This window comes from Variovorax sp. GW822-FHT04A09 (assembly GCF_058801005.1).
Genome location: NZ_JBXAMV010000009.1, coordinates 135509 through 160995 on the forward strand (window position 1 = coordinate 135509; position 25487 = coordinate 160995).

General features: G+C 70.7%; 23 protein-coding genes. 13 read left to right on the forward strand and 10 right to left on the reverse strand.

Annotated features, from left to right (window positions below; genetic code table 11):
• Positions 1-4: 4 nt before the first annotated feature.
• Positions 5-1252, reverse strand: coding sequence for a S1 family peptidase (locus AC1RLW_RS30940; protein WP_493196201.1), 1248 nt, complete (start codon positions 1250-1252; stop codon positions 5-7).
• A 23-nt stretch (positions 1253-1275) separates the two neighbouring features.
• A complete protein-coding gene (purU, locus tag AC1RLW_RS30945) occupies positions 1276-2133 on the reverse strand; it encodes a formyltetrahydrofolate deformylase (protein WP_095950072.1) in 858 nt (285 codons plus the stop codon).
• A gap of 70 nt (positions 2134-2203) precedes the next feature.
• On the opposite strand from purU, the gene aptA reads away from it, so the two are divergent.
• Positions 2204-3538, forward strand: coding sequence for an omega-aminotransferase AptA (aptA, locus tag AC1RLW_RS30950; protein WP_493196203.1), 1335 nt, complete (start codon positions 2204-2206; stop codon positions 3536-3538).
• On the opposite strand, the gene AC1RLW_RS30955 is transcribed toward aptA, so the two are convergent.
• On the reverse strand, positions 3522-4340 hold the full coding sequence (locus tag AC1RLW_RS30955; protein ID WP_159274660.1) for a ChaN family lipoprotein: 819 nt from the start codon (positions 4338-4340) through the stop codon (positions 3522-3524). The two genes, aptA and AC1RLW_RS30955, sit on opposite strands and share 17 nt — an antisense overlap.
• 64 nt (positions 4341-4404) lie before the next feature.
• Between AC1RLW_RS30955 and AC1RLW_RS30960 the strand changes: the two genes are divergently transcribed.
• Positions 4405-5469, forward strand: coding sequence for an AbrB family transcriptional regulator (locus AC1RLW_RS30960; protein ID WP_493196206.1), 1065 nt, complete (start codon positions 4405-4407; stop codon positions 5467-5469).
• Between the two features lie 54 nt (positions 5470-5523).
• Here the strand turns inward: AC1RLW_RS30960 and AC1RLW_RS30965 are convergent, their stop codons facing one another.
• Complete coding sequence (locus AC1RLW_RS30965) at positions 5524-5805, reverse strand: BTH_I0359 family protein (protein WP_062478455.1); 282 nt, start codon at positions 5803-5805, stop codon at positions 5524-5526.
• A 109-nt stretch (positions 5806-5914) separates the two neighbouring features.
• The gene (locus tag AC1RLW_RS30970) at positions 5915-7087 is read right to left on the reverse strand and encodes a DUF3108 domain-containing protein (RefSeq protein WP_493196208.1); all 1173 of its coding nucleotides are present in this window, start codon (positions 7085-7087) and stop codon (positions 5915-5917) included.
• A gap of 118 nt (positions 7088-7205) precedes the next feature.
• On the opposite strand from AC1RLW_RS30970, the gene AC1RLW_RS30975 reads away from it, so the two are divergent.
• From AC1RLW_RS30975 to AC1RLW_RS30985, 3 genes are all read left to right on the forward strand, one after another.
• Positions 7206-8300 carry a fumarylacetoacetate hydrolase family protein gene (locus AC1RLW_RS30975; protein ID WP_493196210.1) on the forward strand — a complete coding sequence of 365 codons (1095 nt, stop codon included), beginning with the start codon at positions 7206-7208 and terminating at the stop codon, positions 8298-8300.
• 172 nt (positions 8301-8472) lie between these two features.
• On the forward strand, positions 8473-9657 hold the full coding sequence (locus AC1RLW_RS30980; RefSeq protein WP_493196230.1) for an ABC transporter substrate-binding protein: 1185 nt from the start codon (positions 8473-8475) through the stop codon (positions 9655-9657).
• Positions 9658-9692: 35 nt separating this feature from the next.
• Entirely contained in the window at positions 9693-10820 is a 1128-nt protein-coding gene (locus AC1RLW_RS30985) for a zinc-dependent alcohol dehydrogenase family protein (protein WP_070063846.1), read from the forward strand.
• On the opposite strand, the gene AC1RLW_RS30990 is transcribed toward AC1RLW_RS30985, so the two are convergent.
• Positions 10807-11604, reverse strand: coding sequence for a helix-turn-helix transcriptional regulator (locus AC1RLW_RS30990; RefSeq protein WP_354347424.1), 798 nt, complete (start codon positions 11602-11604; stop codon positions 10807-10809). The genes AC1RLW_RS30985 and AC1RLW_RS30990 overlap by 14 nt on opposite strands.
• Positions 11605-11687: 83 nt before the next feature.
• On the opposite strand from AC1RLW_RS30990, the gene AC1RLW_RS30995 reads away from it, so the two are divergent.
• From AC1RLW_RS30995 to AC1RLW_RS31005, 3 genes are read left to right on the forward strand one after another with little or no spacing between them, the layout of a single operon-like run.
• Positions 11688-13448, forward strand: coding sequence for an FAD-dependent monooxygenase (locus AC1RLW_RS30995; RefSeq protein ID WP_493196212.1), 1761 nt, complete (start codon positions 11688-11690; stop codon positions 13446-13448).
• A complete protein-coding gene (locus tag AC1RLW_RS31000) occupies positions 13445-13681 on the forward strand; it encodes a hypothetical protein (RefSeq protein WP_070063849.1) in 237 nt (78 codons plus the stop codon). Before AC1RLW_RS30995 ends, AC1RLW_RS31000 begins: the two co-directional genes overlap by 4 nt.
• 4 nt (positions 13682-13685) lie before the next feature.
• On the forward strand, positions 13686-14660 hold the full coding sequence (locus AC1RLW_RS31005) for a Bug family tripartite tricarboxylate transporter substrate binding protein (protein WP_153281867.1): 975 nt from the start codon (positions 13686-13688) through the stop codon (positions 14658-14660).
• A 21-nt stretch (positions 14661-14681) separates the two neighbouring features.
• On the opposite strand, the gene AC1RLW_RS31010 is transcribed toward AC1RLW_RS31005, so the two are convergent.
• Together AC1RLW_RS31010 and AC1RLW_RS31015 are read right to left on the reverse strand one after the other, a co-directional pair.
• Entirely contained in the window at positions 14682-15809 is a 1128-nt protein-coding gene (locus tag AC1RLW_RS31010) for a toxin-antitoxin system YwqK family antitoxin (protein WP_493196213.1), read from the reverse strand.
• A 74-nt stretch (positions 15810-15883) separates the two neighbouring features.
• Positions 15884-16297: a VOC family protein gene (locus AC1RLW_RS31015; RefSeq protein WP_062482861.1), complete on the reverse strand. Its 414-nt coding sequence runs from the start codon at positions 16295-16297 to the stop codon at positions 15884-15886.
• 65 nt (positions 16298-16362) lie between these two features.
• Here AC1RLW_RS31015 and AC1RLW_RS31020 point away from each other — a divergent pair, with 65 nt between their 5' ends.
• The 4 genes from AC1RLW_RS31020 to AC1RLW_RS31035 all read left to right on the forward strand — a co-directional run bounded on the left by AC1RLW_RS31020 (position 16363) and on the right by AC1RLW_RS31035 (position 21387).
• Positions 16363-17619, forward strand: a complete 1257-nt coding sequence (locus tag AC1RLW_RS31020; RefSeq protein ID WP_493196215.1) for a TraB/GumN family protein — start codon at positions 16363-16365, stop codon at positions 17617-17619.
• A gap of 11 nt (positions 17620-17630) precedes the next feature.
• On the forward strand, positions 17631-18002 hold the full coding sequence (locus AC1RLW_RS31025) for a DUF2946 family protein (RefSeq protein ID WP_493196216.1): 372 nt from the start codon (positions 17631-17633) through the stop codon (positions 18000-18002).
• Positions 18003-18088: 86 nt separating this feature from the next.
• Positions 18089-20428: a TonB-dependent receptor gene (locus AC1RLW_RS31030; RefSeq protein ID WP_493196218.1), complete on the forward strand. Its 2340-nt coding sequence runs from the start codon at positions 18089-18091 to the stop codon at positions 20426-20428.
• A 32-nt stretch (positions 20429-20460) separates the two neighbouring features.
• Complete coding sequence (locus tag AC1RLW_RS31035) at positions 20461-21387, forward strand: copper chaperone PCu(A)C domain-containing protein (RefSeq protein ID WP_070063854.1); 927 nt, start codon at positions 20461-20463, stop codon at positions 21385-21387.
• Positions 21388-21412: 25 nt separating this feature from the next.
• On the opposite strand, the gene AC1RLW_RS31040 is transcribed toward AC1RLW_RS31035, so the two are convergent.
• Both AC1RLW_RS31040 and AC1RLW_RS31045 read right to left on the reverse strand, forming a co-directional pair.
• Positions 21413-23143, reverse strand: a complete 1731-nt coding sequence (locus tag AC1RLW_RS31040; protein ID WP_493196220.1) for a phospholipase D family protein — start codon at positions 23141-23143, stop codon at positions 21413-21415.
• Between the two features lie 106 nt (positions 23144-23249).
• Positions 23250-25157, reverse strand: a complete 1908-nt coding sequence (locus tag AC1RLW_RS31045) for an ATP-binding cassette domain-containing protein (RefSeq protein ID WP_493196221.1) — start codon at positions 25155-25157, stop codon at positions 23250-23252.
• A gap of 129 nt (positions 25158-25286) precedes the next feature.
• Between AC1RLW_RS31045 and AC1RLW_RS31050 the strand changes: the two genes are divergently transcribed.
• Positions 25287-25487, forward strand: a 201-nt coding sequence (locus AC1RLW_RS31050; protein ID WP_493196223.1) for a hypothetical protein, incomplete at its 3' end; no start/stop codon positions are given.

Genomic DNA, 25487 nt, shown 5'->3' on the forward strand with positions numbered 1-25487 from the left:
TGGGCTAGCGGATGCTCACCAGCTCGAGCACTTCGCTGACCTGGAACGCGCCGCCGCTCGCACCGCCGCGCGTCTGCACTTCGAAGCGGACGACGCGGCCCAGCTCCGGCGAGAACCACACGCTGGCGCGGTAGGTGCCGTACTGGTTGCCACTCCAGGCGCCCGCGTTCGCGAAGCGCTGGGTGTGGCCGCGGTAGTCGATCTTCACCACCTTCATCTCGCGGCCGTTGACCGGCAGCGTGGCGGCGTCGTCCACCACGTGGGCGCGCAGGTCCATCTTGATGCGCGTGCCGCCCATGGTGGCGTCGTATTCCGTGGCCCAGGCGGCGTCCTGTTCCAGGGTCGGGCGGGCCCAGCCGCGCGGCGGCATGACGCTGTCGAACTCGCCGGCCACGGCCGTCGTGACGCCGATCACTTCACCGCCCGGCTTCTCGATCCAGCCCCCGTTGTTGAAGCTGAGGCGGTCGTCCGAGGTGGTGGCCGTGTCCGCGCGGTAGATCACCTTGCGGTACGTGTTGGTGAGGCGGTCGTGCAGCTGGTACTCCACGAGGCTCGGGCGCTGCAGCGACACGCTGGCCGGCGCGGGCTGCGAGGCCAGGCGCTCGATGGCCCGCTGGCCGCGCGTCGGCAGTTCCGCGATCCACGCGGCCGGCATGGCGAGGGTCGCCGGGGCCGATCCGGCGACGAGGCCCACCAGGCGGCCTTGCGCATCGAACAGGCCGGCACCGGCCAGGCCCGCCTCGGTCGGCGTGGCCAGTTGCAGCGACTCGAGCGCGCCCGCGGCGTTGCGGCGCACGCCGCCGAGCATGGAGATGCCGAGCGTGAGTTCGCGCCCGCGCGGCGATCCGATGACGTACAGCGGCATCCCGACCTGCAACGCCCCCGCAGGCACGACGCCCAGGGTCGGCGACACGAGGTTCGCGATGCGCAGCTGGCACAGGTCGCGCTCGACGTCCGGGTGCTCCAGCGCGGCGCCGTAGCTCACGTTGTCGCGGCGCAGCACCACGGCGCTGGCCTTGGCCAGCAGCTTGCAGCTGGTGACGGCCGTGCCCGGGCCGGTGGCCACTGCGCTGCCGGTGGCCAGGACCTTGCCCTGGGCGTCGCTGGCCTGCACCACCCAGACGCTGGGCGAGACGCGCGCGAACAGCGCGTCGGGCGCCAGCGGGGCACCGCCGGCGCGGGCGTCCTGGGCGAAGGTGGCGGGCGCTGCCAGAGCGGCAGCAAGGGCGAAAAGCGGAAGCTGCAGGCGCATCTGGAAGCGGCGATGGAGGTTGGTTAGCGGAACACGACCGTGCGGTGGCCGTTCAGCAGCACGCGGTGTTCGCTGTGCCATTTCACGGCGCGGGCCAGCACCTGGCTTTCGGTGTCGCGGCCGCGGGCCGTGAGGTCTTCGACCGTGTCGGTGTGGTCGGCGCGGGCCACGTCCTGCTCGATGATCGGGCCTTCGTCGAGGTCGGCCGTCACGTAGTGGGCGGTGGCGCCGATCAGCTTCACGCCGCGGTCATGTGCCTGGTAGTAAGGCTTGGCGCCCTTGAAGCTGGGCAGGAACGAGTGGTGGATGTTGATCGCGCGGCCGGCCAGGCTCTTGCACAGGTCGTTGCTCAAAATCTGCATGTAGCGCGCGAGCACCACGAGTTCGGCGCCCTCGGCCTCGATGATCTCCAGCTGCCTGGCCTCGGCCTGCGCCTTGGTCGCGGCCGTCACCGGGATGTGGTGGAAGGGCACGTTGTAGCTGGCGGCCAGCTGGTAGAAGTCGCGGTGGTTCGAGATGATGGCGCGCACGTCGATCGACAGCAGGCCGCTCTTCCAGCGGAACAGCAGGTCGTTCAGGCAGTGGCCTTCCTTGCTGACCAGGATCACGGTCTTCATCGGGTCGGCGGCGGCGTGCAGCTGCAGGCTCATGCCGAAACCGGTGGCGAAGGCCTTCAGCTCCTCGCGCAGCACGGCTTCGCTGTGGTCGCCGCAGGCGAAGCGCACGCGCATGAAGAACAGGCCGGTGCCGTGGTCGTTGTATTGGGCGGCCTCTTCGATGTTGGCGCCGCGCTCGAGCAGGAAGCCCGACACGGCGTGCACGATGCCCGTCCGGTCGGGACAGGAGAGGTTCAGGATGTAGGCAGGCGTAGTGGTCGTCATCAGGGGCAGGATTGTGGCAGGGGTGCCAGAATCGCGATTTTCCCTCCCCACATAACCGCAGGAGCGAGACATGGCCTTCCAGGACTTCAACATGGACAACCAGTGGTTGCCCTTCACGCCCAACCGCCATTTCAAGAAGGACCCGCGGGTTTTCGTGGCGGCCGACGGCATGACGTTCACCACGCACGACGGCAAGAAGGTGGTCGACGGCATCTCCTCGCTGTGGTGCGTGGGCGCGGGCCACAACCGCAAGCCGATCAACGAGGCGATCAAGAAGCAGCTGGACACGCTGGACTACGCCACCGCCTTCCAGGTCAGCAACGACAAGGCCTTCAAGGCGGCCGAGATGATCGCCGCGCTGGCCCCGGGCGACCTGAACAAGGTGCTGTTCTGCAACTCGGGCTCCGAGGCCGCCGACACCTCGATGAAGGTGGCGCTGGCCTACCACCGCGCGCGGGGCGAGGGCCACCGCAACGTGTTCATCGGCCGCGAGAAGGGCTACCACGGCGTGGGCTTCGGCGGCATGTCGGTGGGCGGCATTCCGGGCAACCGCAAGGTGTTCGGCTCGGCCTTTTTGCCGCGCGTGGACCACATGCGCTTCATCCACGACCCGGTGAACCACGCCTACATCCACAATCAGGAGCCGGTGTGGACCGAAGACCCGCTGGTCGAACTCGAAACCCGCATCCTGCCGCTGCACGACCCGAGCAACGTGGCCGCGATCATCGTGGAGCCGGTGGCCGGTTCGGCCGGCTGGTACCTGCCGCCGCAGGGCTACCTGAAACGCCTGCGCGACATCTGCGACAAGCACGGCATCCTCTTGATCTTCGACGAGGTCATCACCGGCTTCGGGCGCATGGGCACCAACTTCGCGTCGGACTATTTCGGCGTGGTGCCCGACATGCTGAACTTCGCCAAGTGCGTGACCAACGGCGTGATTCCGCTGGGTGGCGTGATCTGCCGCGACAAGCTCTACGACGCGATGATGAAGACCGACGCGCCCGAGCACGTGGTCGAGTTCTTCCACGGCTACACCTACTCGGGCCACCCGGTGGCCTGCGCCGCCGCCATTGCCACGCTCGACCTGTTCAAGGAAGAGAACCTGTTCGCCCGCGCCGGCGAGATGGGCAAGGTGCTCGGCGATGCCTTCCACAGCACCTTCAAGGGCCTGCCGAACGTGGTGGGCATCCGCAGCCTGGGCCTGGCGGCGGCCGTGGAGCTCGCGCCCATCGCCGGCTCGCCGGGCAAGCGGGCGTATGAGGTCTTCCTCGACTGCTTCCACAAGGGCGCGCTGGTGCGGCCCGCGGGCGACGTGCTGGTGATCGCGCCGCCCTACATCGTCGAGAAGCAGCACATCGACACGCTGGTCAACACGCTGGCGGATTCGATCAGGAAGTTCGCCTGAGCACGCCCGCGCAGTAGTCCACCGGCGGCAGCGCCGGCGTGCGCCAGGTGGCGTCGTAGGCGTCGGTGTCGTCCTCGGCCGGGCCGCCGGCCTGCAGGTGGACCGTCTTCACCGACACGTCGGTCGGCAGGTGCTGCGGCACGCCCAGCACCTTGGTGACGTGGCCCGCGCCGGCAATCAGCACCACCGTCTTGCCCGGCTGCCGGGCCTTCACCAGCGCCTGCGCCATGGCGCGGTCGCGCCCGACCTGGATGCGTGTCATGGGGCCGATCTGCGATTCGGGCAGCAGCTTGCAGTGGCCCTCGCGCACGGCCTCCTGCTGCGCGGCGTAGGCCTCGCCGTTGAGCTGCACGTCGAGCGAGACGTCGGCCATCGCGTCCTTCATGCGCGCTCGCGGCAGGTTGGCGCCGACCACCGGCACGCCGGCGCGCACCGCCGTCATCACCGTGGGGCCGTAGCGCGTCCAGGGCCAGGCCTTGTCGTTCCAGCCGAGGGCGGTCTGCACTTGCGCGTCGGTCGCGGTGGTGGGCAGGCGGGCGCTGCTGCGGCCGTCCTCGGCCATCTCGAGCGCCAGCGCGGCGAGCTGGCCGCGCTCGGCCAAGGCCTGCACGGTTTCGCGTTCGAGGGCGTGGTGTTCGGGGGCGTCGTGCTGCTCGCCGAGCAGCAGCGCGTCGGCCGGCAGCAGGGCCGCCACGCGGCGCGCGACGGGCGCTTCGGCGGACAGCGCGGCGCAGCCGGCGAGCAGGGCGGCGGCGACCAGGGGCGCGAGGAACCGGGAAGCACGGGAAGGGCGAGGAGGCATCCCGCCATACTATGCCCGGCGCCCCGCACCGGGCTGTCGTCCTTTTCCGCTGCTTTCTCTGCCCGTGTCCTTTCGTTTTCCCCTTCGCGTGCTGGCCACGCTGCTGCTGGCGCTGGCCGCCGCACTCGCCTGTGTCGCCCTGCACACCCCGCTGCCCTGGATGATCGGCCCGCTGTTCGCGGTGTCGCTGGCCTCGATCGCGGGCCAGCCGACCGCGAGCCACACGCCGCTGCGCAACCTGGGACAGTGGGTCATCGGCACCGCGCTGGGCCTGTATTTCACGCCGCAGGTGGTCACACTGGTCGCTGGCGTGTGGTGGGCGATCCTGCTGGCCATCGGCTGGGCGCTGCTGCTGGGCTGGGGGTTCGGCCGCTGGCTGCACCGCGTGCATGCGGCGCGCATGCCGCATGTGCCGGCGAGATCCATGAGAGCCACGACTTACTTCGCTGGCGCCATCGGCGGCGCTTCGGAGATGACGCTGCTGGCCGAATCGGCCGGCGCGCGCACCGACCTGGTGGCCGCCGCGCACAGCCTGCGGTTGATGGTGGTGACCGTGACGATCCCGTTCGCCATGCAGTGGAGCGGGCTGCACGGGCTGGAGATCAACCCGCCCGGCGTGCGCGAGGTGAACCCGGCCGGGCTGGCCCTGCTGGCGCTGGCCACCGGCGCGGGCGGGCTCGTGATGCGGGCGCTGGGCCGCACCAACCCCTGGTTCATGGGCCCGCTGCTGGTGGCCATGGGCTTCACGGTCGCGGGGCAGTCGCTGTCGGCGGTGCCGACCTGGCTGTCGAACACCGCGCAGCTGGTGATTGCCGTGAGCCTGGGCGTGCGCTTCAGCCGCGAGTTCCTGCACACGGCGCCGCGCTGGCTCGGCTCGGTGGCGCTGGGCACGGTCGGCATGCTGGTGCTGTGCGCCGGCGCGGCCTGGCTGCTGGCGGGGGCGACCGGGCTGCATCCGGCCACGATGATCCTGGGCACCTCGCCCGGCGGCATCGCCGAGATGTCGATCACGGCCAAGGTGCTGCAGCTGGGCGTGCCGGTGGTCACGGCCTTCCAGGTGTGCCGGCTGGTGGCGGTGCTGCTGATCGTGGGGCCGATGTACCGCTGGACCGAGCGCCGAGGGGCCTAGGCAAAGAAAAAGCGCCCCGCGGGGCGCTTTTTTCGTTCCGGTGGGGCAGGGCGCTCAGTGCACCAGCACCGGCGTGTGCGCCAGCTCGGCGTAGCCCTCGAGCGTGTCCTCGACCTCTTCCTGCGTGGGCGTGTTGAGCTGCCAGGCGGCGATCTGCTGCTGGAACAGTTCGGCCCAGGAGCCGTCGAGGTACACCTCTTTGCCAGAGCGCTTGTCCACGATCTCGAAGCCGTGGCGTTCCAGCACGGGGCCGTTGGGCGTCGTGCTGGGCTCGTCGCCGTCGTTCGGCTGCACGTGCACGACGACGAAGGACTCGGAGTCGTAAAGCATGTTCATGGCGGGCCCTGTGAGGATGTCGATGGCGTTCATGGGGGTTAGATAGCAATCAACGCGCCAGTTTCAAGAACAGTTGTCCTCGCGCCGTTGATATGTGAGTCTTTTTGCCTCAATTGGCGGGCGCTTCGGGTAGGGGTTTGCGCAATTGGGCGTCAGCAAAGTCGCCGTTTGCCTCGGTCTGGCGGATGCGCACGGGCAGGTAGCCGTAGCGCGGCGCCAGCCAGAGTTCCAGTTTCCGGTCGAAATCCTTGCGGGGCGTGCGGGTGAGCTTGCGCGTGGTGAAGTCGCCGGCCGGCAGGCTCAGCTGCTCCTCGTCGCCGACCTCGAAGACCCAGACATCGCCGTCGCGCACGCCCACCGTCTGCACCGAGATCCGGGTGCCGGCCGGGTAGCGCCCCGGGCTGGCCGCCAGCAGGCCGCCCAGCTGCATCATCACGCTCATGCGGTCCTGCGCGCCGGGCTGCAGGGGCACGGGGGGGGCGTTGTTGCTGAAGATGATCTGCCCCTGGTCGCGCGCGAAATGCGAGGCCACCTCGGCCTTGCGGCTTTCCGAATAGCGCTCGGGTTCCAGGCCCGAGGGGCCGATCTTGCCGGTGCTGTGCCAGTTCAGCAGGGTGAAGAACACCGCCTTGAGCGTGAGCCGCCCGTCGTAGCGGGTGCCGTCCTGCAGCCAGACCAGTTCGCCGAACACGCCGCGCTGCGGCGAGGCGCCTTTCTGGCCCGTGGCCTCGAAATCGAGTGTGACCGAGCCCGGAATCCGCAGCGCCTGGGTGCCGGCGATGGTGCCCGAGGCGCCGCTGCCGGCCGTGGTCGTGCCGCCCTGCGTGCCACCGGCCGTGGTGCCCGTGGCGGCGGCCGGGGCGCTGGCCGGCGTCTCGGGGGCGGTTGCTCCTGAATCTGTAGCGGCCTGCGCGGTCTGGTCGGGCGTTTCCGGGGGAGGCGTCTGGGCCGGCGCGTCCGGCACGGGGGCCGGGGCCGGCTTGGGGCGGGGCACCGAGGCCTCGCGCGGACGCCGGGGCTTGGCCGGTGGCGGCGGCTTGGCCGCGACCGGCGCGGCGGCCGGTGCCGCAGGGGCTTGCGCCGCGGGCGGCGCGATCACGATCGTGCGCGTGATGAATTTGCTGGCCAGCGGCGAGGGCTCCGGTCCGATGGCCATCGGCGCCAGCCCGAGCAGCAGCAGGTGCGCCAGCGCCACCGCCAGCGTCAGCCCCGCGAGCGCGCGCCAGGACGGGCGCCCGGGCAGGCCCAGGGACAGCGGTGGGGGCGCGACGTGCGTCGACATGGGTGTGTGGAGTGGGTTGCGGCGCCGAGGTTCACGAAGTCCACTCGGTACACTGCCGCCCGTTCAACCAGTTTAGTGGGCGCGGCGCCGCGCCCTTTTTCTTGCTCACGCCCGCACCATGAAACTCGCCACCCTGAAGGACGGCTCGCGCGACGGCCAGTTGGTCGTCGTCTCGCGCGACCTCACGCTCGCCCACTACGCCACCGGCATCGCGAGCCGGCTGCAGCAGGTGCTGGACGACTGGGGCTTCATGAGCCCGCAGCTGCAGGACCTGTACGACGCCCTCAACCACGGCCGCGCGCGCCACGCCTTTCCCTTCGACCCTGCCCAGTGCATGGCGCCGCTGCCGCGCGCCTACCAGTGGGCCGACGGCTCGGCCTACCTGAACCACGTCGAGTTGGTGCGCCAGGCGCGCAACGCCGAGGTGCCCGAGAGCTTCTACACCGACCCGCTCATGTACCAGGGCGGCAGCGACGACTTCCTGGGCCCGGTCGACGACGTGATCGTGCCCAGCGAAGCCATGGGCATCGACTTCGAGGCCGAGATCGCCGTCGTCACCGGCGACGTGAAGATGGGGTCCACGCCCGAGCAGGGGCTGGACGGCATCCGCCTCGTGATGCTGGCCAACGACGTGAGCCTGCGCAACCTCATTCCGGCCGAGCTGGCCAAGGGCTTCGGCTTCTTCCAGAGCAAGCCCGCCACCGCCTTCAGCCCCGTGGCCGTCACGCTCGACGAGCTCGGCGAGGCCTGGCAGGACGGGCGCGTGCACCTGGCGCTGCAAAGCAGCTGGAACGGCCGCAAGGTCGGCCTGTGCGACGCCGGCCCCGAGATGACCTTCCACTTCGGCCAGCTCATCGCCCACATCGCCAAGACCCGCAACGTGCGCGCCGGCAGCATCGTGGGCAGCGGCACCGTGAGCAACAAGGGCGTCGAGAAGAACGGCCGCATGGAATGGCCCAAGGGCTACTCGTGCATCGCCGAGAAGCGCTGCATCGAGACCATCCAGGACGGCGCACCCGCCACCGACTTCATGAAGTTCGGCGACACCATCCGCATCGAGATGAAGGGCCTGGACGGGCGCTCGCTGTTCGGCGCGATCGACCAGGAGATCGTGTCGACGGCGGGGCGGCCGGTGGAGGCGCCGGTGTCGCTCACCAAGCCGCAGGCCGGAACCGACACCGGCACCGCGCCGGAACCTGCCGCCGAAGGCTGACGCAGGCCCTGTCGGGGTTTCTCCCCGTTCGGCTGGCCGGAAGCCCCCGTTCCGCAAAGCCCAACCCTGCGCGGCGGGCGCTGCCTAGGATGCAGCGATCCGTTCACTGCAAGGAGACAGGTCCATGGGCATGCCGAAGCTGGCGGGGCGCGCGCTGTGCGCATGGGTGGGGATGGGCATGGCGCTGGCCGGGCAGGCCGTCGCCCAGAAGCTCAGCGACGACAAGGTGCGCGTGGGCGTGCTGTCGGACATGTCGGGCCTGTACGCCGACACCGCGGGGCGCGGCTCGGTCGAGGCCGCGCGCATGGCCATCGAGGACTTTGGCGGCAAGGTGCTCGGGCGGCCCATCGAGCTGGTCTCGGGCGACCACCAGAACAAGGCCGACATCGGCGCCTCGCTGGCGCGCACCTGGTACGACCGCGACGGCGTCGACGCCATCTTCGACATGAACAACTCGGCCGTCGCGCTGTCGGTGGTCAACCTGGCGCGCGAGCGGCAGAAGCTGTCGATCAACACCGGCGGTGCCTCGGTGGCGCTCACCAACGAAGCCTGCGCGCCGACCTCGGTCCACTACACCTACGACACCTACGCGCTGGCCAACGGCGCCGCGCAGGGCGTGAGCCGCCAGGGCGGCAAGACCTGGTACCTGATCGGCGTGGACTACGCCTTCGGCAAGGCCATGGCCGCCAACATGACCGAGTTCGTCGGCGAGCTGCAGGGCAAGGTGATCGGCAGCGTGTTCCACCCGCTCAACGCCAGCGACTTCTCGTCGTACGTGCTGCAGGCGCAGGCCTCGGGGGCCGACACCATCGCGCTGGCCAACGCCACCAGCGACACGGTCAATGCCGTCAAGGCCGCGCGGCAGTTCGGCGTGTCGCCGAAGCAGCGCGTGGTGCCGATGCTGATGTTCATCAACGACGTGCATGCGCTGGGTCTGGCGCAGGCGCAGGGCATGACCTTCGCCACCGGCTTCTACTGGGATCGCACGCCCGAGTCGCGCGCCTGGGCGCGGCGCTACTTCGAGCGCATGAAGAAGATGCCCTCGATGATCCAGGCCGGCGCCTACTCGGCGGTCACGCACTACCTGAGGGCGGTGCAGGCCGCGGGCACCGACGACGGCGCCACCGTGGCCGCGAAGATGAAGGCGATGCCGGTGAACGACTTCTTCGCGCAGGGCGGCACGATCCGCGCCGACGGCCGCATGGTGCACGACATGTACCTGGTGAGCGTGAAGAAGCCCGCCGAGTCGAAGTACCCGTGGGACTACTACACGGTGCTGTCCACGATCCCCGGCGACAAGGCCTTCCAGCCCTTGTCGAAGAGCAAGTGCCCGCTGGTTGCCGCAGCGAAGTCCTGATGAGCTGACCGCCTGACCGAACTCAAGGAGTCCCCATGAAAGTCCGTGCCGCCGTCCTGCAGCGCCTCGGCGCCCCCGCGCCCTATGCCCAGAGCCGACCGCTCGAGATCGAGGAGGTCGAGCTGGCGCCGCCCGGTCCCGGCGAGGTGCTGGTGCGCATCGCGGCCGCGGGGCTGTGCCATTCCGACCTGTCGATCCTCAACGGCGACCGGCCGCGCCGCACGCCGATCGTGCTGGGCCACGAGGCGGCCGGCGTGGTCGAGGCGCTGGGCGAGGGCGTGACCGACCTGGCGCCGGGCGACCATGTGATCCTGGTGTTCGTGCCGAGCTGCGGCCATTGCGCGCCCTGCGCCGAGGGCCGCCCCGCGCTGTGCGAGCCCGGCGGCGCGGCCAACGTGGCGGGCACGCTGCTGGGCGGCGCGCGGCGGTTGTCGTACCGCGGCGAGCCGATGGACCACTTCGTGGGCGTGTCGGCCTTTGCCGAGTACGCGACGGTGTCGCGCCGCTCGCTGCACAAGATCGACCGCGAGCTGCCGCTGGAAATTGCTGCCATGTTCGGCTGCGCGGTGGTGACGGGCGTCGGGGCCGTGGTCAACACCTCGCAGGTGCGGCCGGGCCAGACCGTGGCCGTGGTGGGGCTCGGCGGCGTGGGGCTGGCCGCGCTCATGGGCGCGCTGGCCGCGGGCGCCGCGCGCGTGATCGCGGTCGACCTGGCGCAGGACAAGCTCGACTTCGCCCTCGCGCTGGGCGCCACCGACAGCGTCAACGCCAGCGACCCCGACGCGGCCAAGCGGCTGCGCGACATGACCGAGGGCGGCGTCGACCATGCGCTCGAGATGGTGGGCTCGGCCAAGGCGCTGGAGTTCGCCTACAAGGTCACGCGCCGCGGCGGCACCACCGTGACCGTGGGCCTGCCCGCCGCCATCCAGACGCTGAACACGCCGGTCTGGCACCTCGTGGCCGAGGAGCGCACGCTCAAGGGCAGCTACCTCGGCAGCTGCGTGCCGCGGCGCGACCTGGGGCGCTTCATCGCGCTGTACCGCCAGGGCAAGCTGCCCGTGGACCGGCTGCTCACCGGGCGCCTGAAGCTCGAGGAGATCAACGAGGGCTTCGACCGCCTGCAGCGCGGCGAGGCCATCCGGCAGATCGTCACGATGCCGTGACGGCCGCAGGCATCGCACCCCGCAGCAACTCCTTCTGCGTCCGAATCCCCAACCGCCGGAACGCCCGGTACTGATGCGTGCGCACCGTGCTGAGCTCCACGCCCAGCACGCGCGCCGTTTCCTTCGCCGTGCGACCCGCCATCAGGTGGCCGATCACCTCGCGCTCGCGCAGGCTCAGCGTCAACAGCCGTGAGGCGAGGGTGGGGGCGGCCGCCTCGTGCACCGCCGCCGCGCTGCGGCTGTGGGCGCTGGCGGCGTCGGCCAGCAGCGTGGCGTGGGCGGCGATGACGCCGAAGTCGGTCTCGCCGAACTCGGGCTGCGCCAGGCTGCGGTAGAAGCTCACGGCCACGCGCTGGCCGCTCGGGCGCAGCAGCAGCACCGAGCTGCGCTCGCGGATGCCCACGTCGCCGTAGCAGGCGGCGCGGTAGGCGGGGTCGGCCACCTCGTCGCCGTGCTGGTGGCCCATCCACAGCTGCGCGCGCTTCGGCAGCTTGCGCGCGGCCAGCCAGGCCATGTGGGGGTCGAGCCGGTCGAAGCGCTGCGCCACGTAGCGCTCGGCGGTGCGCTCGGCCGTATGGCCGTAGCTGCTGGCGGCCGACACGGTTTCGATGCGGCCGGTGGCGTCGACGCCGAACACGGTGCAGAAGGTGACGGGCATCACGCGGTGCATCGCCGCCAGGCAACTGGCGGCCAGGTGCGGCGTGCCGATGCCCGCCAGCACGTCGCCGACGACGGCCGCCGACAGTCGGGCGTCGGCGGCGGGGTGGAGGCGCCAGCGTTTCATGGGTTACGAAGGGAGGCTAGGGTAAATACCTCCTACGAAGTTATGACATTGGCGCGGGCGGTGCATCGGGACAATCCCGTTCCATGACCACCACCCGTACCGCCGACGCCGCCACCGGCCCCGTGCCGCCGCCAGCCAGCGCGACCGCGCTGCCGCCCTCGGTCGGCGCCTTCCACTACACGCGCTTCGCGCCCCGGCTGCCGTCGCTCGACGCCGACGGCATGGAGCCCGGCCGCCACCCCGTCGTGATCGCGGGCGGCGGCCCGGTGGGCATGGCGCTGGCGCTGGGGCTCGCCAACCACGGCGTGCGCTGCGTGGTGCTCGAAGCCGACGACACGGTCTGCGTGGGCAGCCGCGCGGCCTGCATCTCGCGCCGCAGCCTGGAGATCGTCGAGCGCCTGGGCGCGCTGCCGGCCTTCATGGGCAAGGGCCTGCCGTGGAGCGTGGGGCGCAGCTTCTACAAGACGGCCGAGGTGTTCCGCTTCGAGATGCCGCAGGCTGCGCAGCAGAAGCTGCCGCCGATGATCAACCTGGAGCAGTACTACATCGAGCAGTACCTGCTGGACGAGATCGAGCGCCGCAACGCCGCGACGCCGGGGCTCGTCGACATCCGCTGGGGCACCGAGCTCACCGCACTCGCGCAGGACGACGACGGCGAGGGCGTGACGCTCGACGTGCGCAACGCCGAGGGCGCCTACCGCCTGCGCGGCCAGTGGCTCGCGGCCTGCGACGGCGGCCAGAGCTTCGTGCGCAAGTCGCTCGGGCTGGCGCTGGAAGGCACGGGCTACGAAGGCCGCTACGTGATCATCGACATCGAGCTGCACAGCGACCACCCGACCGAGCGCCGCGCCTGGTTCGACCCGCCGTGGAACCCCGGCTCGACCGTGCTGATGCACCGCCAGCCCGACGACATCTGGCGCATCGACTACCAGTTGCGCGCGGGGCAAAGCACCGAAGACGCGCTGCAGCCCGCGGCCGTGGCCGAGTTCGTGCAGCGCCACCTCGACGCCATCGGCGAAGGCCACCTGCCGTGGAAGACGGTGTGGACCTCGGTGTACCGCGCCGGCGCGATGACGCTCGACAGCTACCGCCACGGTCGCGTCGTGTTTGCGGGCAACGCGGCGCATGCGATGCCGATCTTCGGCGTGCGCGGCCTCAACTCGGGCTTCGACGACGCCGACAACCTGGCCTGGAAGCTGGCCTGCGTGGCCCAGGGCCTGTCGGGCCCGGCGCTGCTGGATTCGTACTCGCAGGAGCGCATCGCGGCCTTCCACATCAACGCCGAGGCCGCGATGCGCAGCACCGAATTCATGTCGCCGCCCTCGCGCGGCTTCGACCTGCTGCGCGAGGCGGCGCTGTCGCTGTCGGAGGCGCACCGCGGCATCGCGCAGCTCATCAACCCGCGCCAGACGCAGGCCGTGCGCTATGACGATTCGGCGCTGTCGAGCGCGGGCGACACGCTGCCCGCCGGGCCGCTGCCGGGCGAGGCGATGCCCGAGCAGCCGCTCGCGCAAGGTCATCTCACCGACTGGATCGGCCCGGTGTTCACGTTGCTGGTGCTGCAGCCGGACCTGGCGCCGCTGCCCGACGCCGACATCGCGCAGGCCCGGCAAGGCGCCTTGCCTTTCGCGGTGCGCACCATTGCCCGCTTGGGCAACAGCGACGGCGCCGATGCGCAGGCATCCCCCGCCGTCTTCGCCGCGCTCGGCGCCGGCGATGGCGCCGTCTACCTGCTGCGCCCCGACGGCCACGTGGCCGCGCGCTGGCACCGGCTGCCGGCCGGCGCACTGCCCGCCGCGCTGGCGCGCGCCGCCGTCGCCACTTCACAGGACATTCCCGCATGACGACCTCCGCCCCCTCGCTCCATCCCGACGCCCGCGACCGCCTGTACGCCGAGTGCGCGCGCGCCATCACCGAGGCCGGTGCCGAACGCGAATCGCTGTTCCTCGCGCGGCTCGCGCTGCTGCTGTTCGAGCAGGTCGGCGACGAGTCGCGCTGCCGCGCCGCGCTGGCCGACGCGTTGCGCGCGCTGCCCGTACCATCGCTGTCCGCTTCCGAACAAAAAACAGGAGATTGATCTCATGGATCGCCGCACCCTTCTCGCCACGCTCGCTTCCGGCGCCGCCGTGGCCGCCACCCCCTTCGCCCACGCACAGGACTACCCCGCGCAACTCATCAAGTGGGTCGTGCCGTACCCCGCGGGCGGCGGCACCGACGTGATCGCACGCGTGCTGGCCGAGGCCATGCGCCAGACGCTGGGCCAGCAGATCGTGGTCGACAACCGCCCCGGCGCGTCGACCAACATCGGCGCCGACCTGGTCGCCAAGAGCAAGCCCGACGGCTACACGGTGCTGTCGGCCGACAACGCCGTGCTGGCCTTCAACGAGCACCTGTTCAGCAAGCTGCCGTTCAACCCCGAGAAAGACTTCACCTACATCGGCGCCATCGGCAAGTTCCCACTCGCGCTGGTCGTGCACCCGGACTTCCCGGCCAAGACCTTCAAGGAGTTCCTGGCCTACGTGAAGGCCAACCCCGGCAAGGTCAACTACGCCTCGCCGGGCAACGGCTCGCCGCACCACCTGGCGATGGAAATGTTCAAGGCGCGCACCGGCACCTTCATCACCCACATCCCGTACCGCGGCGCGGCGCCGGCCATGGCCGACGTGATGGGCGGCCAGGTGCCGTGCATGTTCCTGGACCTGGCCTCGGGCCTGCCGATCATGCAGGGCAACAAGGTGCGCGTGCTGGCCATCGGCTCGGGCGCGCGCAGCAAGCGCCTGCCCGACGTGCCGACGCTGGCCGAAGTGGGCGTGCCCAACACCGAGGTGTTCGCGTTCCAGGGCATCCTCGGCCCGGCCGGCCTGCCCGCCGCGGTGGTGAACAAGCTCAACAGCGACCTGAACAAGGCCTTCAGCACGCCGGCCGTGCAAAAGCGCTTCGACGACTTCGGCATGGAAGCGATGCCCGGCACGCCGGCGCAGTTCGCGGCGCTGTCGCGCGCGGAGTCGAAGCGCTGGGGCCCGATCATCAAGCAGGCCGGCATCAAGCTGGACTGATGCCGCCCAGGGGCGTTCGTCCTAGCGGGCGAACGCTTTTCGCGAGCCGTCTTCGAAGACTTCGTCGTCGCGCTGCAGCTCGCCGTTCTCGTCCCAGCTGCGTTCGCGCGTCACGCGGCCCTTGTCGTCGAAGCTCGACTCGGCCAGCAGCTCGCCCTTTTCATTGAAGCGCTGGTGCGTGCCCACGGGCACCTGCCGGCCGCGCCCCGGCGCGAGGTAGCGGCCCTGCGCGGCGCGCTGGCCGCTGTCGTAGAACTCGGTCACGTCGACCGTGCGCTCGCTGCCGGCGCCGCTGTAGACGGCCTTGCTGCGCGGTTGGCCGTTGAGGTGGTAGCTGTCGTCGCTCAGGGGCTCGCCCGAGGCGTTCCAGCGCTGGTCGCGCACCAGCGAGCCGCGGTCGGAAAACTCCTGCTCGCGCTGGCGGATCGACGAGCGCCCGACCAGCAGCCACACGGTTTCGCGCCGCTTCACGCCCTCGGACGAAAAACTGCGCTCCACGCGCCGGTTGCCGGTGGTCTCGTCGACCACCGACGGCTTGCCGTTGTCGTAGAACTCCTGCGTGCGCACGCGCTTGCCCGCCTGGTACGACAGCCGCGAGCGCAGCGTGCCGCGCGCGTCGAACAGGTCGACGTTCGACGGCCCGCCCGTGAAGCCGCACAGCCTGGCATCGTCGGCCACCGGCGCCAGCACCGGCGCCTCGGCGCAGCGCAGCATCGACATCTGGCCGCGCTCGGTGAACTCGACCATGGCGCGCTCGGTGCCGCGGTCGGGGTAGAAGGTGGCGCGCCGCAGCTGGCCGCCGGGGTAGAAGCTGCGCACCAGGCCGCGCTCCTGGCCGTCGTCGTACGTGGCGTCGCGCAGCACCTGGCCGCCGGGCGCGAACTCGCGCGCGCGGCCGTGCATGTTGCCCTTGGCGTTGACGGTGTGCTCGCGCGCGAGCTTGCCCTTTTCATAGAAGCGCACCAGGCCCATGAAGACGCCGTTCTGCACCTGCTGCTCGCGCTGCAGCTCGCCGCTGCCGCGGTCCTTGCAGCGCATCAGGCCGGTCTTGCCGGCGGTGCTGTTGCCGTCGGCCGGGCTCACGCGCTGGCCGTTCAGCTCGCACTCCTGCTGCGCGTGGACCGTCGGGGTACCCAGCAGCGCGGCCAACGCGATCGCGGCCGGGCCGAGGAGGGACGCGGCCGCCCGGGGCGCCCGAAAAGCGGGAGCGGGCGAGCGCAGGGTCACTTGTCGTAAAGCGTGTCGAGCGAACGGAAGCCCTTGACCTCGATCGGGTTGCCGAAGGGGTCGCAGAAGAACATCGTCCACTGCTCGCCCGGCTGGCCTTCGAAGCGCACCTGCGGCTTCAGCACGAACTCGGTGCCGGCGGCTTCGAGGCGCCCGGCCAGCGCCTGCCAGTCGGGCAGCGCGAGCACGATGCCGAAGTGCGGCATGGGCACCATCGCATCGCCGACGCGGCCGGTGCGGGTGGTGGCGAAGGGTTCGCCCAGGTGCAGCGAGATCTGGTGGCCGAAGAAGTCGAAGTCGACCCAGGTGTCGGTGCTGCGGCCTTCGGCGCAGCCCAGCACGTCGCCGTAGAAGCGGCGGGCGCCGTCCAGGTCGCGCACGTGGAAGGCAAGGTGAAAGATGCTTTGCATGGTTTTGGATTATGGGCAGCGGTGCTGTGAGAATGCCGGACTTTCTTTCAATCATGGAGCTCGCCTTGCGGATACTCCGAGCCCTCGTCGCACCGCTGCGCCTGCTGTCGCGCGGCACCGACCGGCCGGCGCCCCAGCGCCTTCTTGCACGTCTGCCCCGCCAGGCCTTCGCGGCAGTCGGTGGTTGTTTCATCGCGGTGGCCGCACATGCCGCCGCCTGCCCGCCCTCGGCCATCGCCAGCCTCGAGAAGCCCGGCATCGGCCTGCGCAACGGCATCGACCGCGGCCTGCTGTGGCGCATCGAGCGCGACGGCCGCACCTCCTGGCTCTACGGCACCCTGCACCTGGGGCGCGGCGAATGGGTGCGCCCCGGCCCCACCGTGCAGAAGGCGCTGGCGCAGAGCGACACGCTCGCGCTGGAGCTCGACTCGCGCGACGACGCCACGGTGCGCGCCCTGAGCCAGCCGGCCGACCCGGCCGCGGTGGCGCGCGTGCTCAGCGGCGAACGCGCCCGCCGGCTCGAGCGCCAGAACGCCGAGGCCTGCGTGTCGCCGGGCTCGACCGCCCGGCTGCCGCCCATCCTGCAGGTGACGGCGCTGACCGCGCTGGCGGCGCGCGCCGACGGCCTGTATGCGGAGTTCGGCGTCGACGAGACGCTGGCCGTCTCGGCCCGCAACAGCAACAAGCCGATCGTCGCGCTCGAGAACGCGGCCGACCAGCTGCGCTGGCTCACCGGCGGCTCCGAAGCCGAAGAGGCCGAGCAGATCGACGCCATGCTCGACGAGCTCGAATCGGGCCGGCTGCGCGGCCAGCTCAAGACGCTGGCCGATGTCTGGGCGCGCAGCGACGCGGCCCGGCTGGCGCGCTACGCCGAGTGGTGCGAGTGCCTGAACACGCCGGCCGAGCAGCGCCTCATGAAGCGCCTGCTCGACGACCGCAACCCCGGGCTGGCCGACGGCATCGAGCGCCTGCACGCGGGCGGGCGCAGCGCGTTCGCCGCGGTCGGCGCGCTGCACATGGTCGGCGCGCAGGGCCTGCCCACGCTGATGGCGGCGCGCGGCTTTCGCGTCACGCCGGTGCTCACCGAGGCGCAGGCGCAGCAGGCGCTGCCGATGCCGGCGCTCGCCGCGCCCGAGCCGCCGGCCCGCAAGGCGGTGCGCGGTGGCAAGAACGTCAAGGGGCAGAAGGCAGTCAAGGGCGCTGGCCAGAAGGCGACCGCGAAGGGCGGGGCCAAGCCGACCGCCAAAGCCGCTGCCGCGCCGAAAGGCAAGGCCGCACCCCGTGCCGCCCCCAAGGCCACCAACAGCAAAGTGCGCCGATAATCGCGACCGCCATGCACACGTTGCGCTCCCACCCCCGCCTGATCGGCCGCCTCGGCCGGTGGGTGCTGCTGTGGTTCGTGCTGTCGCTGGGCGTGGCGGTGGCGTCGCCGGTGGTGCATCCGCAGGCGATGGAACTGGTGTGTTCCGGCGCCGGCACCATCAAGGTGGTGGTGCACACCGAAGACGGCGTGCAGGACATGGGCGCCACGCACATGGACTGCCCGCTGTGCGTGCTGACCGGCGCGCCGCCCCCGCCGCCCGTGGCCGCCGCCTTCGATGCGCCCCTGCCGCTGGGGCGCGTGCTTCAACCCATTCCCGCCGCGCGCCATGCCGCGGCCACGGCCGCGCCGCTTCCGGCCCGTGGGCCTCCGCGTTCCGCCTGAGCGATCAGCAACAGCGCTGTCTGTCGATGCACCCCGGGTGCGCGCAGGCGGTCCCTTTGGCTTGAAGTTCGTGGAGCCGGTTCCCCATGAAGCAGCACTCCCGCGCCCTGGCGATCGCCATGGCATTTCCCTTCAGCGCGCCGGTGTGGGCGCAGCAGCAAACGCCGCCGGACGTTGATCCGCCCGAGGCCGGCGCTACAGCTGCCCCGGGCCGCACGCTCGGCACCGTCACCATCAGCGGTGGCCGGCCGACCTCGCTGCCGACGCAGATCCCCACCACCATCGAAGGCGTGACCGCCGAGCAGATCGCCGAGACGGTCAACGCCACCGACGCCGAAGACGCGCTCAAGTACCTGCCGAGCCTGCTGGTGCGCAAGCGCTACATCGGCGACTTCAACCACGCGGTGTTGGCCACCCGCGCCTCGGGCACGGGCAACAGCGCGCGCGCGATGGTCTACGCCGACGGCATCATGCTGTCGAACCCGCTGGGCAACGGCGCCACCTTCGCGCCGCGCTGGGGCATGGTGTCGCCCGACGAGATCGAGCGCGTCGACGTGCTCTACGGCCCGTTCTCGGCCGCCTACCCGGGCAACTCGGTGGGCGCCGTGGTCGACTACGTGACGCGCATGCCCACGCAGCTCGAGGCGCACGTCAAGCTCAGCGGCTTCACCTCGAACTTCGACCTGTACAACAGCCATTCGTCGCCGGGCGGCCAGCAGCTCGACCTGTCGCTGGGCAGCCGCAGCGGCGACTGGTCGTGGTGGCTCGGCGCCTCGCGCACCCACAGCAAGGGGCAGTCGCTGTCGTTCGCCAACCGGCTCGTGAGCGCCGGCACGGTGGGCAGCGCGGGCACGCCCGTCACCGGCGCGGTGCTCGGGCTGAACCCGTCGAACCAGCCGTGGTGGCTGCTGGGCGGCATCACCGCCTACGACACCACCCAGGAGCAGGCCAAGCTCAAGCTGGCCTACGACTTCTCGCCCACGGTGCGCGCCACCTACACGCTGGGCGCCTGGCACAACACCACGCACGGCAGCACCGACACCTACCTGCGCGATGCGCTCGGCCAGCCGGTGTACGGCGGGCGCGTGAACCTCGGCGGACGCACCTACAACCTCGACGCACCGGCGGCGGCCTTCGCGCCGACCGAGACGGCGCTCACGCACTACATGCACGGCCTCTCGGTGAAGAGCCACACGGGCGGCGTGTTCGACTGGGAGGTGGCGGCGAGCCTGTTCGACTACGCGAAGGACACCTCGCGCACGCCGACCACGGCGCTGCCGGGCGCCTTCTACGGCGGCCCCGGCCGCACCACCGACATGGGCGGCACGGGCTGGCACACCTTCAAGGCCGCGGGCACCTGGCGGCCCACCGGCTCGGCCGAAGGCGTGGGCGCGCACGTGGTCGACTTCGGCGTCCAGCAGGACACCGCGCGGCTGCGCAGCGCCATCGGCAACACGCGCGACTGGATCGGCGGGCCGGCCGTGTCGCCGTTCTCAGCCTTCAACGGCAACACGCGACTGCGTTCGCTCTACGTGCAGGACACCTGGCGCTTCGCGAAGGACTGGAAGACCACGCTGGGGCTGCGCCATGAGCGCTGGGAGGCCTACGGCGGCCAGCTCGGCAATGCGGCGCGGCTGCTCGACTTCGCGCCGCGCAAGAACAGTTTTGTCTCGCCCAAGGCCGCGCTCGCCTGGCAGGCCACGCCCGACTGGCACTTCAAGGCCTCGGTCGGCCGCGCCGTGCGCATGCCCACCGTGAGCGAGCTCTACCAGGGCTCGATCGAGGGCAACCGCATCGTCAACACCAACCCCGAGCTGCGCCCCGAGCGCTCGTGGACCGCCGAGCTGAGCGCCGAGCGCGACCTCAAGCGCTGGGGCGTCGACGGGGTGCTGCGCACCACGCTGTTCTTCGAGCACACGAAGGACGCGCTGTACACCCAGGCGCTCACCAACCTCGTGAGCACCGTGCAGAACGTCGACGCCATCCGCACGCGGGGGCTGGAGGTGGCGATCAACACGGTCGACGCGGGCATCCAGGGGCTGGACCTGGGCGGCAGCCTCACGCTGACCGATTCGAAGATCACCGCCAACCGCGGCTTCCCGGCCAGCGTCGGGCGCGACCAGCCGCGCGTGCCCAAGGTGCGCGCCTCGCTGCTCGCCACCTACCGGCCCGATGCGAAGTGGAGCTACACCGTCGGCGCGCGCTACAGCGGCCGGCAGTACGGCACGCTCGACAACAGCGACCCGAACGGCATGGCCTTCATGGGCTTCTCGAAGTTCTTCGTGGTCGATGCGCGCATCCGCTACCGCATCGACCGCCAGTGGAGCGCCGCCGTCGGCATCGACAACCTGAACAACCGCACCTACTGGGCCTTCCACCCGTACCCGCAACGCACCTTCGTGGCCGAACTGAAGTTCGACCTCTGACCCTCACTTTTTCCTCTCCAAGGACACACGCCATGACGAAGCTTTCGACCCCCACTTTCCACATCCTCGCCGCCTGCGCTCTGCTGGCCGGTGCCGGCGCCGCCGGCGCCCACGTGAGCCTGCCCCCGGGCGGCGCCACCGTCGGCAGCGAGTACAACGCCGCCTTCCGCGTCGGCCACGCCTGCGAAGGCGCCAAGGCCACCACTGGCCTCGCCGTGCGCCTGCCCAAGGGCTTCGTGCTCACCGACGCCCAGGCGCGCAAGGGCTGGAAGCTCGACGCGCCCAAGGCCGGCAGCGCCGAAGGTGAAGTGCGCTGGACGGCCGAGACGCCGCAGAACGCGCTGCCCGGCAGCGAGCGCGGCGAGTTCGTGCTGCGCGGCAAGGTGCCCGCCACGCCGGGCCCGCTGTGGTTCAAGGTGCGCCAGGACTGCGACGTCGGCAGCGTCGACTGGGCCGAAGTGCCCGCCGCGGGCAGCACCACGGCCGGCCTGAAGAAGCCCGCGGCCAAGCTCGACGTGGTGGCGCAGGGCGTGGCCACGGTCGACGTGCGCGACGCCTGGGTGCGCCAGTCGGTGCCGGGCCAGAGCGGCACGGGTGCCTTCATGAAGCTCACCGCGCCCACGGGCACGAAGCTGGTCGGCATCTCGACGCCCGCCGCCGGCGTGGCCGAGGTGCACGAGATGAAGATGGAAGGCGACACCATGCGCATGCGCGAACTCGCGGGCGGCCTCGAGCTGCCGGCCGGCAAGACCGTCGAGCTCAAGCCCGGTGGCTACCACGTGATGCTGATGGACCTGAAGGGCGCCATGACCAAGGGCGCGACCGTGCCCATGACCCTGAAGTTCGAGGACGCCAAGGGCGCGAAGACGACGCTGGAGCTGAAGCTGCCGGTCGGTGCGCCCGAAGGCGCCGCTGCTGCCGCGCCCGCGGCGGGCGGTGCGCACCAGCACAAGCACTGACCCCGGCGGGGTCTCGCCGGACCCGTCAGAGCAACTGGTCCGGCGCCAGCGGCCCGAACAGCCGCAGCAGGAAGCGCAGCGTGGCGCTCGCGTCGGGCTCGGTGTCCGTGTCCTGCAGGCCGCTGCCCTCGGGCGCGTGCCACACCAGCGTGCCCTGCGCGAGTTCGACATGCCAGGCGCGCTCGCGCATGCCGCGCTCGATCTGCTCGGCGGCCATGCGCGAAAGTTCGCCGCTGCGGATCAGCAGCGCGATCTCGGTGTTCTGCAGCTGCGAGCGCAGGTCGAGATTCATCGAGCCGACCACCAGCAGCCGGCCGTCCATCACCAGCACCTTGGAGTGCAGCATCGCGCGCGATTCGCCGCTGACGCTGCCCGCGCCGCTGCCGCCCGAGGAGCCGAACACGTTGCCGAAGTCGGCCTGCTCGCTGCGCAGCTCGTAGAGCTCCACGCCCGCGGCGAGCAGCGCCTTGCGGTGGCGCGCATAGCCGACGTGGGCGATGGGCGCGTCGTTCGAGGCCAGTGAATTCGTCAGCACCCGGATGCGCACGCCCCGCGCGCGTGCCGCAGCAAAGGCCTGCTGCATGTCGGGGCCGGGCACGAAGTAGGGCGAGATGATCAGCAGGTCGGTGCGCGCCTGGCCGATCAGGTGCAGCAGGCCTTCGACCACCGTGTCGCCGCTGGAGGCCAGGTCGGCCAGCGCGGTGGCGCTGCGCGAGGGCAGCTCGGGCCGGCTCACCACGAGGTCGGGGTTGCGCACCGCGCCGGGGCCGCTGTCGGCCGGGATCTTGCCGGGCGCGTCGGCCAGCATCAGGGCCGGGGCCCAGACGAAGGCGGCGCTGCGCAGGTCCAGCGGCTTCTCGTCCCAGGCGCGGGCCCGTTGCTCTGGCGTGGGGCCGGCGCCGGGGCGCGGCTCGCCGTCCGGGGGCTTGGGCTGGTTGCGCGCTTCGGCCGCTTCGTCGCTGAGTTCCTGGTCGACCCGGCGCGCGCGGTCGCGGATGCGCTGGAACTCCTCGCGCGAGACCAGCGACTGCACGGGGTAGGCGCGCTCGTTGTTCCAGTAGCTGTCGAAGCTGCGCGAGAGGTCCTGCACGATCGGGCCGGCCGCCAGCACGTCGACGTCGACGAAGTTGCCGGTGGTGGCATTGCCGAAGTAGGCATCGCCCAGGTTGCGCCCGCCGGTCACGCCCATCACGTTGTCGGCCAGGAACAGCTTGTTGTGCATGCGCTGCTGGATGCGCGAGACCTCGCCGATGGCGTTGAGCATGCGGTTGAAGCCGGTGCCGCGCGAACCCGCGAGCGGGTTGAACAGCCGCATCTCGATGTTTGGGATGAAGGCCAGGCCGAGCACCAGCGCGTCGCGGCCGATGGTGTGGAAGTCGTCCAGCAGGATGCGCACCCGCACGCCACGCTCGGCCGCCGCCTGCAGCCCGCGCACGAGTCGGCCGGTGCTGGCGTCGGCGTGGATGGCGTAGTACTGCAGGTCCAGCGTTTTCTGCGCGTTCTCGATCAGCGCCAGCCGGCTGCCGTAGGCGGCCTGCGGGCCGCCGAGCAAGAGGAAGCCCGAGTCGAAGCGTGCCTTGTCGGCGTTGCGGCGCTCCCGCAGCAGCGTGGCCAGCGCCGTGCCCTCGGGCGAGGCGAGCGCGGTCGAGACGGGGCGGTCCACCTCCTTCGGCAGCTGCGCGCAGGCGCCGAGCACCAGGAGGGCCAGCAGCGCGACGCTGCGGCGGACCAACGCGTGGAAGGAAGAAGAAGGCATGCGGCGGGGTCTTTCCGGGGGCTTGGGAAGGCGGTGCCGCATGTATAGCCGAGTTGGCGCCCGCCGTGGGTGGGACGGGCGGCCAACCGGCGCAGGAAGACGGCGCTCAGCGCCCGGCGCCGAGTTCTTCCTGGCGCTCCAGCGCGGCGAGCAGCTCGTCGTCGATCTTGGCGTGGCGCTCGCTCAGCTCGACCGCGCGCGAGGCGTCGCTTGCATAGATGGCGCCGCCGTCGAGTTCGAGCATTTCGCTGATGCGCTTCTGCTCGGCTTCGAGGGCTTCGATCTGCGCGGGCAGAGCTTCGAGTTCGCGCTGCTCCTTGTAAGAGAGCTTCTTGCGGGGACCACCGGTGGGGGCTGCGGCGGTTGTAGCCGCGGGCGCCGGGGCTGGTGCGGCGGCTGGAGGCGGCGGTGGTGCCGACGCGAGGCGCTGCTCGGCGATTTCGCGCGCGCGCTTGGACTGGATGAGCCAGTCTTCCACGCTGCCCTCGTACTCGCGCCAGCGGCCATCGCCCTCGAAGGCGATCGTGCTGGTCACCACGTTGTCGAGGAAGGTGCGGTCGTGGCTCACGAGGAACACGGTGCCGTCGTAGTCCTGCAGCAGGCCTTCGAGCAGCTCGAGCGTGTCGATGTCCAGGTCGTTGGTCGGCTCGTCGAGCACCAGCACGTTGGCCGGGCGCGCGAACAGGCGCGCCAGCAGCAGGCGGTTGCGTTCGCCGCCGCTGAGCGAGCGCACGGGGGAGTTGGCGCGCGCGGGCGAGAACAGGAAGTCCGACAGGTAGCTCTTGACGTGCTTCTTCTGGCTGCCGATTTCGATCCACTCGCTGCCGGGGCTGATGAAGTCCTCCAGCGTGGCGTCGAGGTCGAGCTTGTCGCGCATCTGGTCGAAGTACGCCACCTGCTGGTTGGTGCCGCGGCGGATCTTGCCGCTGTCGGGCTCGAGTTCGCCGAGGATCAGCTTGAGCAGCGTCGTCTTGCCGGCGCCGTTCGGGCCCAGCAGGCCGATCTTGTCGCCGCGCAGGATGGTGCCGCTGAAGCCGCGGATCACGGTTTTCTCGCCGAAGGACTTGGAGGCCTCGGTGAGTTCGGCCACGATCTTGCCGCTGGACTGGCCCGAGGCCACATCCATGTTGACGCTGCCCTGCACCTCACGGCGCGCGGCGCGGCTGGCGCGCAATTCCTGCAGCCGCGTGATGCGGCTCTGGCTGCGCGTGCGGCGGGCTTCGACGCCCTTGCGGATCCAGATTTCTTCCTGCGCCAGCAGCTTGTCGGCCTTGGCGCTGATGATCGCCTCCTGGGCGAGCTGCTCTTCCTTCTGGACGAGGTACTGCTCGAAGTTGCCCGGGTAGGAACCCAGCTTGCCCCGGTCGAGCTCCACGATGCGGGTGGCGACGCGGTTCAGGAAGCTGCGGTCGTGGGTGATGGTGACGACGCTGCCCTTGAAGTCGATCAGCAGCTGTTCCAGCCACTCGATGGAGTCGAGGTCCAGGTGGTTGGTCGGCTCATCTAGTAAGAGCACGTCGGGCGCGGCCACCAGGGCCTGGGCCAGGGCGACCCGCTTGCGCGTGCCGCCCGAGAGGGAGCCGACGCGCGCGGTGGGGTCGAGGTGGAGGCGGTGCAGCGTCTCTTCGACGCGCTGCTCCCAGTTCCAGGCGTCGTAGGCTTCGATCTTGGACTGCAGGGCGTCCAGGTCGAGCCCATCCGCGCCAGAGAGATACAGGTCACGGATGGCGATGACTTCGCCCAGGCCCTGGCTGGCAGCGGTGAAGACCTCCGCATCCATGTCCAGCGCGGGTTCCTGCGCCACGTAGGCCACGCGCAGGTTCTGCTGCAACTGCAGCGTGCCGTCGTCGGGCTTTTCCAGCCCGCCCAGTATCTTGAGCATCGACGACTTGCCGGCGCCGTTGCGGCCGATCAGGCCGATGCGTTCCGATTCGAGAAGAGAGAAGTCCGCATGATCCAGCAGCGGGACGTGACCGAACGCGAGCTGCGCGTCGAGGAGTGTGATGAGTGCCATGTGGCACGGATTATCGGAGGGGCGGGTGACGGCGCCTGGCGGGCGGGGAAGAAGGCTTCTTTGTGACGCTCTATATATAGAAGGGGGCTGGAATCCCCTGGGAGAGACATCGGCAACCAGGGAAGAGGCTTGAAGCGGGCGGCGAGCGCGGCGGCAAAGGTCTTCTTCAAGTTTCTTTTGGCTTGGCTTGCACGAGCCGAAATCTGTCATATACTCGTGGGCTTCGCTGCTGAATACCTCTGGTGTTCGAAGCGACTGGTGCTCTCAGGAGCGTTGGTTGTGGGTGGTGAAGAAAGTCTTCGAAAGTTGACGCGGTTTGAAAAAACAGTG